The 14,914-nt window shown below is 63.7% G+C and carries 10 protein-coding genes; 8 read left to right on the forward strand and 2 right to left on the reverse strand.

Features of this window, described 5'->3' with window-relative positions:
- Window positions 1–239: 239 nt before the first annotated feature.
- The 5 genes from lexA (at window position 240) to modA (ending at window position 7,122) form a co-directional block, all read left to right on the forward strand.
- Window positions 240–845, forward strand: a complete 606-nt coding sequence (gene lexA / locus ENJ19_04065; GenBank protein HHM04904.1) for a transcriptional repressor LexA — start codon at window positions 240–242, stop codon at window positions 843–845.
- Between the two features lie 3 nt (window positions 846–848).
- Window positions 849–1,469 carry a translesion DNA synthesis-associated protein ImuA gene (imuA, locus tag ENJ19_04070; protein HHM04905.1) on the forward strand — a complete coding sequence of 207 codons (621 nt, stop codon included), beginning with the start codon at window positions 849–851 and terminating at the stop codon, window positions 1,467–1,469.
- An 8-nt stretch (window positions 1,470–1,477) separates the two neighbouring features.
- Window positions 1,478–2,986 carry a DNA polymerase Y family protein gene (locus ENJ19_04075; protein HHM04906.1) on the forward strand — a complete coding sequence of 503 codons (1,509 nt, stop codon included), beginning with the start codon at window positions 1,478–1,480 and terminating at the stop codon, window positions 2,984–2,986.
- A gap of 84 nt (window positions 2,987–3,070) precedes the next feature.
- Window positions 3,071–6,160, forward strand: coding sequence for an error-prone DNA polymerase (locus tag ENJ19_04080; protein HHM04907.1), 3,090 nt, complete (start codon window positions 3,071–3,073; stop codon window positions 6,158–6,160).
- A 113-nt stretch (window positions 6,161–6,273) separates the two neighbouring features.
- Window positions 6,274–7,122 carry a molybdate ABC transporter substrate-binding protein gene (gene modA / locus ENJ19_04085; GenBank protein ID HHM04908.1) on the forward strand — a complete coding sequence of 283 codons (849 nt, stop codon included), beginning with the start codon at window positions 6,274–6,276 and terminating at the stop codon, window positions 7,120–7,122.
- Between the two features lie 955 nt (window positions 7,123–8,077).
- Here modA and ENJ19_04090 read toward each other — a convergent pair.
- The gene (locus tag ENJ19_04090) at window positions 8,078–9,787 is read right to left on the reverse strand and encodes a bifunctional protein-serine/threonine kinase/phosphatase (protein ID HHM04909.1); all 1,710 of its coding nucleotides are present in this window, start codon (window positions 9,785–9,787) and stop codon (window positions 8,078–8,080) included.
- A 145-nt stretch (window positions 9,788–9,932) separates the two neighbouring features.
- On the opposite strand from ENJ19_04090, the gene moaB reads away from it, so the two are divergent.
- Complete coding sequence (gene moaB, locus ENJ19_04095) at window positions 9,933–10,502, forward strand: molybdenum cofactor biosynthesis protein B (GenBank protein HHM04910.1); 570 nt, start codon at window positions 9,933–9,935, stop codon at window positions 10,500–10,502.
- Between the two features lie 74 nt (window positions 10,503–10,576).
- Window positions 10,577–11,137: a molybdenum cofactor guanylyltransferase gene (mobA, locus tag ENJ19_04100; GenBank protein HHM04911.1), complete on the forward strand. Its 561-nt coding sequence runs from the start codon at window positions 10,577–10,579 to the stop codon at window positions 11,135–11,137.
- On the opposite strand, the gene ENJ19_04105 is transcribed toward mobA, so the two are convergent.
- Window positions 11,101–11,799, reverse strand: coding sequence for a type 1 glutamine amidotransferase (locus tag ENJ19_04105; GenBank protein ID HHM04912.1), 699 nt, complete (start codon window positions 11,797–11,799; stop codon window positions 11,101–11,103). The genes mobA and ENJ19_04105 overlap by 37 nt on opposite strands.
- A gap of 389 nt (window positions 11,800–12,188) precedes the next feature.
- Here ENJ19_04105 and ENJ19_04110 point away from each other — a divergent pair, with 389 nt between their 5' ends.
- Complete coding sequence (locus ENJ19_04110; protein ID HHM04913.1) at window positions 12,189–14,636, forward strand: NAD(P)/FAD-dependent oxidoreductase; 2,448 nt, start codon at window positions 12,189–12,191, stop codon at window positions 14,634–14,636.
- Window positions 14,637–14,914: the final 278 nt, after the last annotated feature.

Genomic DNA, 14,914 nt, shown 5'->3' on the forward strand with positions numbered 1-14,914 from the left:
CCTGCTGGCCGGCTGGCAACGCCTGTTCAGTATGGCCAAGGTGATCTTCCATCCCTGGCTACGGCGCAGACGGCATACAGCCGCCTTCGCACCACCACAACCCGACCTGTTCGCCGATGCGCCAGGATTGCTGGGGGCGATGAAGTGAAAAAATGGGGAGACGCCAGCGCCGTGCAAGGCTTGCCAGCACCGGCGTGTGCGCTTATACTGGCCAAAACAACAGTGTTTATTTAAACAGTATGCAAGCCCTCACCCCCCGACAAGCGCAGATTCTTGATCTCATCCGCGAGGCGCTGGCCCTGCGCGGCGCGCCGCCCACCGTGGCCGAGCTGGCGGCGGCGTTGGGGGTGAAATCGGCCCATGGGGTGCGCGGTCATTTGCAGGCCCTGGCGCGCAAGGGCGCCATTGAGTTGATCCCCGGCGTCTCCCGCGGCATCCGCCTGCTGGAAGATGAGGAAGACGCGGGCAGCCTGCCCATCGTCGGCCGGGTGGCGGCCGGCAGTCCCATTCTGGCTGAGCAACACATCGAGGCCTACCGTCCCCTGGGTCCCGGCCAGTTCAGGCCCAAGGCCCATTATCTTCTGCGGGTGCGTGGCATGAGCATGCGGGATGCGGGCATTCTCGACGGTGACCTGGTGGCGGTGCACCGGACGGTGGACGTGCGCAACGGCCAGATTGTGGTGGCGCGGCTGGACGATGAAGTGACAGTCAAATATTGGCGGATGAGCGGTTCCCGTGCGCTGCTGGAGCCGGCCAATCCTGATTTCAGCCCCATTGAAGTGGATCTGGCCCGCGAGTCTTTGTGCATCGAGGGGCGGGTGGTCGGGGTCATCCGCGATGTATAAGCCATGAACGCCGCGCTGGAGCGCCTGCTACGCAGCACCCCCCTGCTGTGGCGGGGGGCGGTGCGCCGTGATTCGGCGCTGGCCACGGTTGCCACTGGCTTTGCGTCCCTGGATGCGGCTTTGCCCGGCGGCGGCTGGCCGCGGCGGGGGGTGATGGAGATCGTGGTGCCGGCCTGGGGCATGGGTGAGCTGCGCCTGCTGGTGCCGCTGATGCTGACCGTACAGCGCCAGGGTGGCTGGCTGGTGTGGGTGATGCCGCCTTATGTGCCTTACGCGCCGGCGCTGGCGGGTTTGGGGCTTGACCTGGGCCGGGTGTTGCTGGTCGAGCCCAAACGCGACCGGGAGGTGCTGTGGAGCATGGAAAAAGCCTTGCGCGCCGCCGGTACCGGCATGGTGTTGGCCTGGCCGCCCCAGCCCGGCCACAGCCAGATGCGCCGTTTGCAACTGGCGGCAGAGGCGGGAAACAGTGTGGGCGTGGTGTTTGCCACGCGGGACCGGGGGCCGTCACCGGCGCCGTTGCGGCTGCAGCTGGGGCCCCTGAAGGAAGGGCTGCGGGTGCGGCTGTTGAAGGCCCGCGGGGGGTATGCCAGAGATGACATAGCGCTGCACTGGCCCGCGCAGTAGTCGTGCCCATGGCCAGGTTTACCGCCGTCTTGCCGTTGGCTTTGCCGTTTCCGGGTGAGAGCCTTACCGGCGATATACACCCCGGTGCACGGCTTGATGCGCTGTGGCTGGCCATTGTTTTTCCGCAACTGGCGGTGGAGGCAGTGGCCGCAGAGGGTCTGGGCGGGCCGCTGGCGGTGATGGAGGAGGTGGGTGGCCGCCGCCTCATTCATACCGCCACCTGTGCTGCGGCGCAACAGGGCGTGACGGCGGGGATGACCGTGGCGGCGGCCTGCGCCTTGTGTCCTGAGTTGCGGGTCATGGAGCGCGATGTTCCGGCTGAACAGCATGGCCTGGCCGCGCTGGCTCAGTGGGCCGGACAATTCACCTCCTGGGTGAGCGTGCAGCCGCCCCGGGCGCTGTTGCTGGAGATCGCCGGCAGCCTGAGTTTGTTCGGTGGGGTGGAAGCCTTGCATCGGCGGGTCCGGGAAGCACTGGGCCACCGCCACCATTGTTTCAGCAGTGCCATCGCCCCCACCCCGCAAGCCGCCTTGCTATTGAGTGAGCGGGGCGGCATCCCGGCCGTTACCGAGCCGGAGGCCCTGCGTGCGGTATTGGGCGGCGTGCCGGTCAGGGCGCTGCCATTGGCGCCGCGCACGTTGTCACGCCTGGGTAAAACCGGCGTACGCCTGCTGCGTGATCTGTGGCGCCTGCCTCATGATGATCTGGCGCGCCGTTTCGGCGCTGAGTTGACCGCTTACCTCGACCGCCTGCTGGGCCGCTGCCTGGAGCCCCGGCAGGCCTGGGTGACACCCCCCCGCTACGCGGCGGTGGTGGACCTTCCCCTGGAGGTGCGCGATACCGGCCTTATCCTTCCGGCCGCAGACCACCTGTTGCACGGGCTGTGCGACTTTCTGCAAGCCCGGGATGCCGCCGTGAGCACTTTGCAATTGACGCTCTATCATTGGCGGCGGCCGCCCAGCCGCCTCACCATCGGCGCCCGCTGCGGCAGCCGCCACCGTGACGACTGGCGCAAACTGATCGAGGAGCGCCTCAAGTCAGTGCGGCTTGCCGCCCCCGTCATCAGGCTGCGTCTTGCTGCCGGTGCACTGCATGCCTACACTCCTGGCCGCCGCGCTCTGTTCGGCCACGCTGAGCAGGAGGAAGGGGACGCAGAATGGCAGCAGTTGTTGGACCAATTGCAGGCGCGTCTCGGCGCAGACGCCATTTGCGGCCTGCAAACTGTCGCCGACCATCGCCCTGAACACGCCTGGCGTTACTGTCCGCCTGCCGGTTCACCGCCATGCTCAGGATCACCGGCCCGGCGGCCCTTGTGGCTGCTGCGCCAGCCGCAGCGCCTGTCAGGCATAGCCGGTTTGCGCCTTCAGGGGGACGTTGAACGCATCGAGGGCGGTTGGTGGGACGGCGCCGACAGCCGGCGGGACTATTACCACGCCCGTGACCCTCAGGGGCGGTGCTTGTGGCTGTTTCGTGATCTGCGCGGCGGGGGATGGTATGTCCACGGCCTGTTTGGCTGAGCAATGTTGGTAGCCCCCATAAAACCACTGCGGGCGGGCGTCCCGGCCGTTGTATACGCCGTTGATGAATAAGCCCGGTGTCCGATGCCTGCTTACGCCGAACTCCACTGCCTCAGCAACTTCACCTTTCTGCGCGGCGCTTCCCACCCGGAAGAACTGGTGGCCCGTGCCGCTCACCTGGGCTACCGCGCCCTGGGCCTCACCGATGAGTGTTCCCTGGCCGGGGTGGTGCGCGCTCACCTGGCAGCCCAACAGCACAAACTCCATTTGATCATCGGCAGTGAGTTTCGCTTGGACGACGGCCTGCGCCTGGTGTTGCTGGCCACCGGCCGGGCCGGTTACGGCCAGCTCTCATCCCTCATCACCCTGGCCCGCCGCAATGCCGCCAAAGGCCGCTACCGCCTCAATCGCCAGCAGCTGGCCGGCCACGGTCTGGAGGCTTGTCTGGCCCTGTGGCTGCCCGGCCAATCCATTGATGCCAATGAACTGATCTGGCTGGCCGCCCACTTCCCCGGGCGCAGCTGGATTGCCGTGCACCATCTGCTGCGGGGCGATGAGGCAGCGCGCTGGCGCCGGTTGCGGCGTCTGGGGGCGGCCCATCACGTTCCCCTCTGCGCCGCCGGCGGGGTCTATATGCACTGCCGCAGCCGGCGGGCGCTGCAAGACACCCTCACCGCCATCCGCCTTGGTATCCCTTTGCATGCGCTGGGTGGGCGGCTGCAAGCCAACGGCGAACGCCATTTGCGTCCCCTGGAAACACTCGCCCGTCTTTATCCACCCCCCCTGTTGGCGGAGACGGTGCGTATCGCCAGGCGCTGCCGCTTTTCCCTGGCGGAGCTGCGTTATGAATACCCCCGCGAACTGGTGCCCGGGGGATACACGGCGCATCAGTGGCTCGCCCAGCTGGTGGCGGAGGGCATGCGCCACCGCTGGCCGGCGGGTGCGCCGGTCCAGGTGCGGCGTAGCGTGGCCCGCGAACTGGCCTTGGTGAAAGAACTCCGCTACGAGCCCTATTTTCTTACCGTTTACGACATCGTCCGTTTTGCCCGCAGCCGGGGCATTTTGTGCCAGGGCCGCGGTTCCGCCGCCAACTCGGCGATTTGTTATTGCCTGGGGATTACCGCGGTCGATCCCGGCCGCATGGCGCTGTTGTTTGAACGTTTCATCTCCAAAGAGCGCAATGAGCCGCCGGATATCGATGTGGATTTTGAGCACGAGCGGCGCGAGGAAGTCATCCAGTACATTTATCAAAAATACGGCCGCGAGCGCGCCGCCCTGGCCGCCACCGTCATCCGTTACCGGCCCCGCAGCGCCATCCGCGATGTGGGCAGGGCCTTGGGGCTCAGCCGCGATCAAATCGACCGTCTGGCCAAAAGCCACCGTTGGTGGGACGACAAACCCCTCTTACCCCAACAACTGCAAGCGCTGGGTTTTGCCGCCGGCAGTCCCGTCCTGAAACGGCTTGCCGTGTTGGTGGATACCCTCATCGGCTTTCCCCGCCACCTTTCCCAGCATGTGGGCGGCTTCGTCATCGCCGCCGGCCGGCTCAGTGAACTGGTGCCCATCGAAAACGCCGCCATGGCGGAGCGCACCGTTATTCAATGGGAAAAGGACGATCTGGAAGCGCTGGGCCTGCTCAAGGTGGATGTGCTGGCCCTGGGCATGCTGAGCGCTATCCGCAAGGCGCTGCATTATCTCAGCGCCGGCCGGCCGCGCCCGCTGACCCTGGCCGACATTCCGCCGGAGGATCCTGCCGTCTATGACATGATCCAAAAGGCCGACACCATCGGCGTGTTTCAGATCGAATCCCGGGCGCAGATGTCCATGCTGCCGCGTCTCAAACCCCGCTGTTACTATGATTTGGTGATCCAGATCGCCATCGTCCGGCCGGGACCCATCCAGGGAGAGATGGTGCATCCTTACCTGGCGCGCCGCAGCGGCCGCGAGCCGGTCCGCTATCCCAGCAAAGAGGTGGAAGGGGTGTTGTCGCGCACCCTGGGGGTGCCCATTTTTCAGGAACAGGTGATGCAACTGGCCATGGTGGCCGCCGGCTTCAGCGCCGGTGAGGCTGATCAACTGCGCCGCGCCATGGCCGCCTGGAAGCGTCGGGGCGGGCTGGAAAAATTTGAACGCAAACTCATGCAGGGCATGACCGCGCGCGGCTATTCCGCGGCTTTCGCCCAACAGATTTTCAGGCAGATTCGCGGTTTTGGCGACTACGGCTTTCCCGAATCCCATGCCGCCAGTTTTGCCCTGCTGGCCTACGCCTCGGCATGGCTGAAACACCACCATCCCGCTGCTTTTACCTGCGCCTTGCTCAACAGCCAGCCCATGGGTTTTTACCGCCCGGCGCAACTGGTGCAGGATGCCCGCCGCCACGGTGTTGAGGTGTTGCCGGTGGATGTGTGCCACAGCGAAGAGGATTGCACGCTGGTTGCCCCCGGCCCGCCGGCACCGCTGTCGCGGCCACCGGCCCTGCGCTTGGGCCTCTGCCTGGTCAAAGGCCTCTCCCAAGCCGGGATGGCACGCATTCCCCGGGCGCGCCGCGACTGTCCCTTTGAACATGTCCAGGACTTGGCCGGCCGCGCCCGCTTAAGCCGGGCCGACATGGAAGCCCTGGCCGCTGCCGATGCCCTCAAAGGTCTGGCCGGCGACCGCCACCGGGCCCACTGGCAGGCCAGCGGCGTTGAACAGCCGCTGCCCCTGTTCGAATCCCCCCGCTTTCAGGAAGCCGCGGTCCTGCTGCGCAGACCCAGCGAGGGGGAAGATATTGTCGCCGACTATGCCGCCTGCGGTTTCAGCCTGCGCCGCCACCCCCTGGCTCTGCTCCGCTCCCGCCTGGCCCGTCACGGTATCCGCACTGCCGCGCAATTGCGCAGCCTGCCCAGCGGCGCCCTGACCAAAGCCGCCGGCCTGGTGATTGGCCGCCAACGTCCCGGCACCGCCTCCGGCGTTATCTTCGTCACCCTGGAAGACGAAACCGGCCACGTCAATGTGGTGGTGTGGGCCAAAGTGGCCGATGCCCAGCGGCGGGTTTTGTTGCAATCCAAGCTGCTGCTGGTCAGCGGCACCGTGCAGCAGGAAGAGGGCGTGCTGCACCTGCTCGCCGGTCGCTTGCAGGATTTGACGGCACTGATCGGCCGGCTGGACATCCCTGCGCGGGATTTTCACTGAAAGGCCGGCGGCAGCGATCAAGTGCCAAGAGCGAAAAGGCCGTGACGGTGTGGTGAGCGGGCGGAGGGCCGTGGGCGTATGATATTCGCCGCCGCGCAACAGAGGGCCTTGCTATGAATGGGCAGCTGACTGGGCTGGCAGGTAATACCGCGCGCCGTTGGGGAGGCGTTTTGCTCGCGCTGATGGCGTTGGCTGCGCCCCCGGCGGCTTCAGGCGGGGAGGTGACGGTGGCGGTGGCATCCAACTTCATCGCCACGCTGGAGCGCCTGGCCCGGGACTTTCAAATCCGCAGCGGTGACCGTCTGCGCATCAGCAGTGGTTCTACCGGCAGGCTGTATGCCCAAATCCGGCATGGTGCGCCCTATGATGTTTTTCTGGCTGCTGATGAAAAACGTCCGCGCCTGATCGAGGCGTCCTCCCAGGGCGTGGCAGGCAGCCGTTTCACTTACGCCATCGGCCGCCTGGTGTTGTGGAGTCCCAGGCGGCGGGTGGTCGATGAGCGGGGTCCCTTGCCCGTGGTCCGGTCGCTTGAATACATCGCCATCGCCAACCCCCGCACGGCGCCCTACGGTGAAGCGGCCGTGAGTGTGTTGCACCGCCTGGGGCTGTGGTCCAGCCTGCGTGCCAAAGTGGTGCGGGGGGAAAATGTCGCTCAGGCGTATCAGTATGTGGCAACCGGCAATGCCGGGGCCGGCCTGGTATCCCTGGCCCAATGGCGAAAGGGGGGGGGCGGGGGATTCCACTGGCTGGTGCCGCCCACGCTGCACGCACCGTTGCGGCAACAAGCCGTGTTGCTCAAAAGGGCGCAAGACAATCCTGCGGCGCGGGCCTTCATGGCTTACCTGGAAAGCGACGCCGCCCGCGACATTATCAAACAGGACGGTTACGAGCTGGCGGCCGCAAACACCGCGGGGGGTGCCTTGGAGCAGGCCCGGACCCTGGCCACCGGGTCTGGACGGTGATCAATGCCGGGTGCCCTGGCCGCATCGCCGCCGGGTCTGTCCTGCGCCGCGCCTATGCCGGACAGCCATATTGCTTGTTGCTTACAGGACAGAGAAAAGCAAAGGGGGCGTCCAGCAAAAAACAGGGGCACGCCGGGTGCCCCTGTTTTTTGCTGTTCGACGCCGGCGGGCCGGCGGGAACGGCTTAGATGCCCGCGAAAGACGTCACGAAGTTGGCGACGAAAATACCCGCGACGATGGCGCAGGCGATGCCCGTTACGGCAAAAATGATGTCTTTGACGGGGTAGAGTTCTTTAGCCGTTTTTACCTTGTAAATGCTCATCTTGAGTGTAGCCTCCAATAATCGGGACCGCCGTTGTGCAAGCACACATCACGCGGCGGAGCGCCAGAACCACCGGCAGTATAACGGTATTTCGCCGGATTCCAAACCAGACAAATTGTGGGGCTGTCGCGGCTGCTCCGCCTGGCGGTGCAGGAAGACCGCCGGGGTGGCGGTGGCTGTCCCGTGCTACGTTTTTTGCATCGCGCCAATTATAGTGGCACGAAACGAATGTTTGTGTCGCCGGCGCCCGTGCCGGGTGGGAGGGACCAACGTAAGGGGGGAGGAAAAATACAGCCATCCTTGGCTAGTGTCATCCCTGGGCGAACTGGCCGTTATGCCGCGGAGGCAGGTTCGAAGTCCTGAACCGGGGGGGCCTCCGGGCGCTCGTGGCGTGCCGGTTGTGTTGCGGCCGGTTCCGTGGCGGTTTCCTTCGCCCGGCGCGCTTGTTCCTCTTCGAGCATGCGGAGATATGCACCATGTATGCGGAGCCCGTGTTTATAAGTGCTGTCGCAGGCCATTGTGCGCTCCTTTCTCCTGGTTACAGTTCGAGTCCTGTTTCCTGATGTGACGCAGGTCACATTTATCTTGACGTGCAGGTCATCGGACGCCGCTGGGGGAACTTTAGAAAATATTTCAGCGCTTGAAGTAAAAAAGCAGGGCCAGGTTGGCAAGCAGGAGCAAAATGGCGGCGCCCCGCCAGAAGGCCACGGGATTGCGTTCCAGCAAAGGAACGGGGTCCGTGCGCACGAGGCCGGGATTGGGATGGGACAAGTCGTGGAGAAACTCCGACATTGCCAGGTAGCGGCGTTCCGGATTGAGCTGGGTGGCTTTGCGCAGGGCGCCGTCCACCCAGGTGGGGACTTTGGGGTTGTGCTGCCGGGCTGGGGTGTATTCCACCCGCTTGATGTTACGCGGCGACAGGGCGCCGCCATAGGGCAGGTGTCCGGTGAGCATTTCGTAGGTGATGACGGCGACGGAGTATAAATCGGAGATGTGGCTGCCGCTGTGGCCGCTGAAATATTCCGGTGCCGCGTAGCTCAGGGTGCCCAGAACAGTGTTGCGTTCAATGGGGGCGGCAATCTCCTCGAGACCGGCAATTTTTACGGACCCGAAGTCCACGATCTTCACCGTGCCGTGCTGGTCGATCATGATGTTTTCGGGTTTGAGATCGCGGTGCACCATCTCCTGCCGCTGGAAGGCCCGCACGCCGGCGATGATCTGCGTCACCAGCGCGCGCACGTCGCTGAGCGGGGGATCTGGATGGTCGTTCATCCATTGGCGCAGGGTCTGCCCTTTGACATATTCGGTGACATAGTAAAGAAAACGCCGCCGCTGCCTGGGGTCGATGACTTTCAGTACATGGGGGTTGTTGATGCGGCGGCCGGCCCATTCTTCGTGGAGGAAGGCATCGATGTATTCGGGATTGTCTTCGTAATTGACCGACGGCGTTTTGATCACGACGTGCTGGCCGGCATCCGTATCCAGCGCCAGATACACCTGGGTGCGTGCGCTGGCGTGGATTTCCCTGAGGATGCGGTAGCCGTCCAGCACGCTGTCCACGGTGAGCGGGGGCGGGAAAGGCAACTCGGTCAGCCGCTGAAAGAATTCGTTCTCGTTTTGCGCGGGGAGCTGCTCCACATGCAGGATCTGGCAGGTGGCGTTGTCGTGGCTGCCGCGTTCCAGGGCACGGCTGACCAGTGCTCTTGCAGCGCGTTCGGGAGTGTTGCCGTGCTCGGCTGTGAGATGCAGCAGTTCCTTGTCGCCCAGGTAGTCGTGCACGCCGTCGGTGGTGAGCACAAAGGTATCCCCCACTTCCAACGGCAGGGCCTGGTAGTCGATATCCACTGTCATGTCTGCGCCCATGGCCCGGCTTAAAAACGCCTTTTCTCCCTTGGCCCAGATTTGATGGTCGCGGGTCAGGCATTCCAGTTCGCCGCCGCGGATGCGGTGAACGCGGGTATCGCCCACATGAAAAAGGTGGGCGGTGGTGGATTTGAATACCAGGGCGCTGAAGGTGCTCAGCATGCAGTAGTCCTGGGCGTAACGCCGCAGCCCCTCGCTGTGGAGCCAGCGGTTGAGGGCGGTGAGCACCCGCTGTCCCGAATGCTTGACTGTCCAGGAATCCGGGGTGCTGTAGTAGTCGCTCAAAAAGCCCTGCACACAGGTTTCCGCCGCCGCCCGGCCCCCTTCGCTGCCGCTGACGCCGTCGGCGACAACGGTGGCGATGCCCTTGGTGACCAGGGAGGCGTCTTCGGGCATGCGGATGCCGCAGGCGTCTTCGTTGCGGGGCTTGATGCCTTTTGCGCTGTATTGGCCGGCACTGAGGGCGAGTTTTGTTGACATGTCCAGTGAGGCTCAGTGGCTCGTTTGCCGCACCCTACAGGGCCGAAACCCGCGCGTAAAGGCTGTCGTCGCCCCGTCCGCAGCGCCCCGGCGTCAGGGCATTACCGGCAATGCCCGCTTGTGAGCGGTGCTGCGGGCCAATAAAATGGAACCGTGTGAAGCTGCGGGGATCTGTGTGAAGCATCATCATACCCAAGATGAAACGGCGAGTGCCCGGGCGCTTGATATCGCGCTGCTCACGGTGTCCGATACGCGGGTGGAGGACACCGACGCCTCGGGTCGATTGTTGGCCGACCGCATTGTCACCAAGGGCCACCGGCTGGCCGACAAACGGATTTTGCCCGACGACATTTACCGTATCCGGGCCCTGCTTTCCAAATGGATCGCCGATGACGACGTGCAAGTGGTGATTGTCACCGGTGGCACGGGGCTGACCCACCGGGATTGTACGCCGGAAGCCGTGCTGCCACTGCTGGACAAAGAAATCCGGGGCTTCGGCGAATTGTTCCGCCAGCTGTCTTTCGCGGAAATCGGCGCTTCCACCATCCAGTCCAGAGTAGTGGCCGGCATGGCCAACGGCACGTATATTTTTTGTATTCCCGGCTCCACCGCCGCCTGCCGTCTGGCCTGGGATGCCATTTTGGAGTCCCAGCTTGACGCCGGCACCCGGCCGTGTAATTTCGTCAGGCTGATGCCGCGGCTCAAAGGGAGCTAGTTTTTTTGCACGCCGCAACGATTTCCCGCGACAACGTCACTGGCATTGTCCTCGCCGGCGGGCGGGGCAAGCGCATGGGTGGTGTGGACAAGGGGCTGGTGCTCTTTCACGGCCGGCCGCTGGTGGCCCATGTGGCCGCGGTGCTGGAGCCCCAAGTGGGGCGGGTGGTGGTCAGCGCCAACCGTGAGCACGGGCGCTATGCCGCTCTGGGCTATTCGGTGGTGGCCGACCGTTGGTCGGACTACCGCGGTCCCCTGGCGGGGCTGGCCAGTGCCCTGGATATCGCGAACACCGATTACGCCCTGGTGGTGCCTTGCGACACGCCCTGCCTTCCCGCCGATCTGCTCGCCCGCCTGGGTGAGGGGCTCACCGCCAACGATGCCGAAGTGGCAGTGGCCCGGGCCGGCGGCCAGGTGCATCATCTTTGTGCTTTGATGACGCGCTCCCTGGCGGGGCCTTTGTATCAGGATGTGGAAGCGGGGTTTAAGAAAGTGGTGGACTGGTGGTCCAGGTGCGCGGTGGCTTTCGTGGATTTTCCTGATCCCAGGGCGTTTGTGAACCTCAATACGCTGGAAGAGTTGGCATCCCTGGAGTCGGTTCAGGTTCCTGCCACGTCCGCCAACCAGTTGGCGTAAAAGGCCGCTGCTGTCTTTTGCAGCAGACTGATACGGCGGGGCAAATCCTGCATCATTGCCGCCCGGCTTTGCACACTGGGTGATGGCGAGGCCAGCTCGCCGGCATACAATGCGGCCCATTCCGGCACCATTTCCTCCGTCATCTCCACGTGGCATTGAAAGGCCAGCATCTGCTCCAGGGCGAAAGCCTGGTTGGGGCACCAGCGGCTGGTGAGCAGGCGGGTGGCGCCGGCGGGCAGGTCGAAGGTTTCGCCGTGCCAGTGAAAGGCGGTGAACCGGTCTGGAATGTTCTGGAGGTAAGGGTGCCCGGCCACTGAACTGACCTCATGCCAGCCGATTTCCTTCACCGGGTTGGGGCGTACCGCTGCGCCCAGGGCCTTGGCGATGAGCTGACCGCCCAGGCAATGCCCCAAAACGGGGAGCCCTTTGTCGCGGGCAATGCGGATCAGCTTCAGCTCTGCCTCGATCCAGGGCAGGGGGTCGTTCACACTCATGGGGCCGCCCATGAACACCAACCCGCTGCTGCCCTCCACTGAGCCGGGGACGGTCTCCCCCTGATCGACGGCGATCAGGCGGCAGGGGATGTTATTGTCCGCGAGTATCCGACCCAGGTAGCCCGGCCCCTCGCACGCAATGTGGCGAAATATCCAAACAGCGCCCATACCGGATCACCCTTTCCTTGTCTGTCCGACACCCGGTCAGCCAATCAGCCCGCATTTCTCCCCTGGAGATGGATGACCGCGCTGGCCTTGGGTTCGCAGGGGGATGTTCTGGCAAGAGCGGAATACGGCTCGGTGGCAATCGGAACAATGCCACGGCGTTGGCACCCTGTCCAGCCGCGTACACGGATGCACCAAAATCGCCCCGCTGAAACGGCCGCTGTGTTGATTTGGTGCGCCTGACCGTGGCTTCAGGGCGTGCTATGCCCGGCCAGGCCGAAAAAATTGCGTCTTAATATAGGAAGTTAGCTGACTGCGCCGGATTTTTTCTTGTGGCATGAATGTTGCCAGCGCTTCGGGTGTTTTTGGAAGTCGGCTGGAAAACTCGAGGTATGGGAATGACCAAAAAAGAGAAGTTGGTCTTGATCGGCAACGGCATGGCAGGTGTGCGGGCGCTGGAAGAACTGTTGGCGCTGGAGCAGGGCATGTACGACATCACCGTGTTCGGCGCCGAGCCCTACGGCAACTACAACCGGATTTTACTGTCCCCTGTTTTGGCTGGGGAGAAAACCATTGACGACATCATGCTCAACGACGAGCAATGGTATGTCGACCATGGCATCACCCTGCACAAGGGTAAAACCATTACCGAAATCAACCGCGCCAGGCGCAAGGTCGTGGCTGACGACGGCACCGTTGCGGACTATGACCGCCTGCTGCTGGCCACCGGGTCCCGGCCGTTTATTATCCCTGTGCCTGGCAGCGATCTTGCGGGCGTTGTTTCTTTCCGCGATATCCACGACGTCAACACCATGCTGGCCGCCTCGCGCAGCCAGAAGCGCGCCGTGGTCATCGGCGGCGGCCTGCTGGGACTGGAGGCCGCCAACGGTTTGTTGAAGCAGGGCATGGACGTGACCGTGGTTCACCTGCTGGACAGCCTGATGGAACGGCAGCTGGACAAGCCTGCGGCCGCCCTGCTCAAGGCGTCCCTGGAAGAGCGCGGCCTCAACTTCCTGATGGAAGCCCAAACCGAAGCCGTCCTGGGTGATGAGCGGGTGCGCGGCGTGCGTTTCAAGGACGGTTTGGAGATCCCCGCCGATCTGGTGGTGATGGCGGTGGGCATACGCCCCAACATCGAGCTGGCGCAAAAAGCCGGTCTTTATTGCGAGCGCGGCATCGTGGTGAATGACACCATGCAAACCTTCGATCCGCGCATCTATGCCCTGGGTGAGTGCGTGCAACATCGCGGTCAGACCTATGGTCTGGTGGCGCCCTTGTTTGAACAGGCCAAGGTATGCGCCAATCATCTGGCCGGTCTGGGGTACTCCCGCTACGAAGGCTCGGTGACGTCCACCAAGCTCAAAGTGACCGGTATCGATCTCTTTTCCGCCGGCGATTTTCTGGGTGGCGGGGATACCGAAGACATGGTGTTCAAGGATCCGGCCCAGGGCATCTACAAAAAGCTGGTACTCAAAAACAATACGGTGCAGGGGGCGGTGTTGTACGGCGACACGGTGGATGGCGCCTGGTACTTCCAGTTGATGCGTGATGGCACGGACGTGTCTGATTTCCGCGAAGCCTTGCTGTTCGGTCAGCATCACATCGGCGATTCCGGTCATGGTGGCAGCAATGCCGCCGCGGCCTTGTCCGACGATGCCGAAGTGTGCGGCTGCAACGGCGTGTGCAAGGGCAGCATCGTCAAAGCCATCACCAGCAAGGGCTTGTTCACCCTCGACGATGTCCGGTCTCACACCAAGGCCTCGGCGTCCTGCGGTTCCTGTACCGGTCTGGTGGAGCAGCTGTTGGCGGCTACGGTGGGTGATTACTCTGCCGCCGCCAAGGCCAAGCCTCTGTGCAAGTGCACCGACCATACCCACGAAGAAGTGCGCCAAGGCATCGTCAGGCATCATCTGACCAGCATCAAAGCCGTACGCGACTTCTTTGAGTGGCGCACGCCGGACGGTTGTCATGTGTGCCGCCCCGCTCTCAACTACTACGTCATTGCCGCCTGGCCCGCCGAGGCCAGGGATGACCCCCAGTCCCGTTACATCAATGAGCGGGCCCACGCCAACATTCAAAAAGACGGCACCTATTCCGTGGTGCCGCGCATGTGGGGGGGGATCACCAATCCTGATGAATTGCGCGCCATCGCCGACGTGGCGGACAAGTACAACATTCCCACGGTAAAGGTGACCGGTGGGCAGCGCATCGACTTGCTGGGGGTGAAAAAAGAAGATTTACCCGGGGTGTGGGCTGATCTCAACAAGGCCGGCATGGTCTCTGGTCATGCCTACGGCAAATCGCTGCGCACCGTGAAAACCTGCGTCGGTTCCGAGTGGTGCCGCTTCGGTACCCAGGCCTCGGTGGCTTTGGGTATCAGTCTGGAAAAACTCACCTGGGGGTCGTGGATGCCCCACAAGTTCAAGATGGCCGTGTCCGGCTGCCCGCGGAACTGCGCCGAAGCCACCATCAAGGATTTTGGCGTGGTCTGTGTGGAGTCTGGTTACGAGCTGCACGTGGCCGGCAATGGCGGTGTCAAAGTGCGGGCGACTGATCTGCTGACCAAGGTGGCGACCACCGAAGAAGTGGCGGAGTACTGTTGTGCCTTCATTCAATTGTACCGCGAACAAGCCCAGTACCTGGAGCGGACCGCGCCCTGGATAGAGCGGGTGGGTTTGTCCTATGTCAGGCAACAAATCGTTGATGACGACGGCAGGCGCAAGGCCTTGCACGCCCGCTTCCTGGAGTCGCAAAAATACGTGCAAAAGGATCCCTGGGCCGAACGCGCCAGCGAAGGGGTGGAAACCCATGAATTTGTGCCGCTGAAGCGGGTGGGCTGAGGCGGGTTTGAACCGTGGGGAACATGCCGGGCGGTGGAGGGTGGGCACCCTGCATTGGTGTGCCGGTGTTCTTTGCGCCGGTGGCGGCGGGGTGAATTGATGCAGTTATCAGCCCGGCAATTATTAACCCGGCAATTAGGATTGTCGGGTTAATGGTGGTGCGCCAGGCATGGCGCGTAGCGCCGTGACTGGCGCTATTTCCCGAGCTGTGGTGGCGAGGGGATGACTTGGGGGTGCAAGTCCCCTACCGGCCCGGCAAGGGGAACGGTTAGCCGAAC

Source organism: Gammaproteobacteria bacterium (assembly GCA_011375345.1).
Classification (GTDB): Bacteria; Pseudomonadota; Gammaproteobacteria; order DRLM01; family DRLM01; genus DRLM01.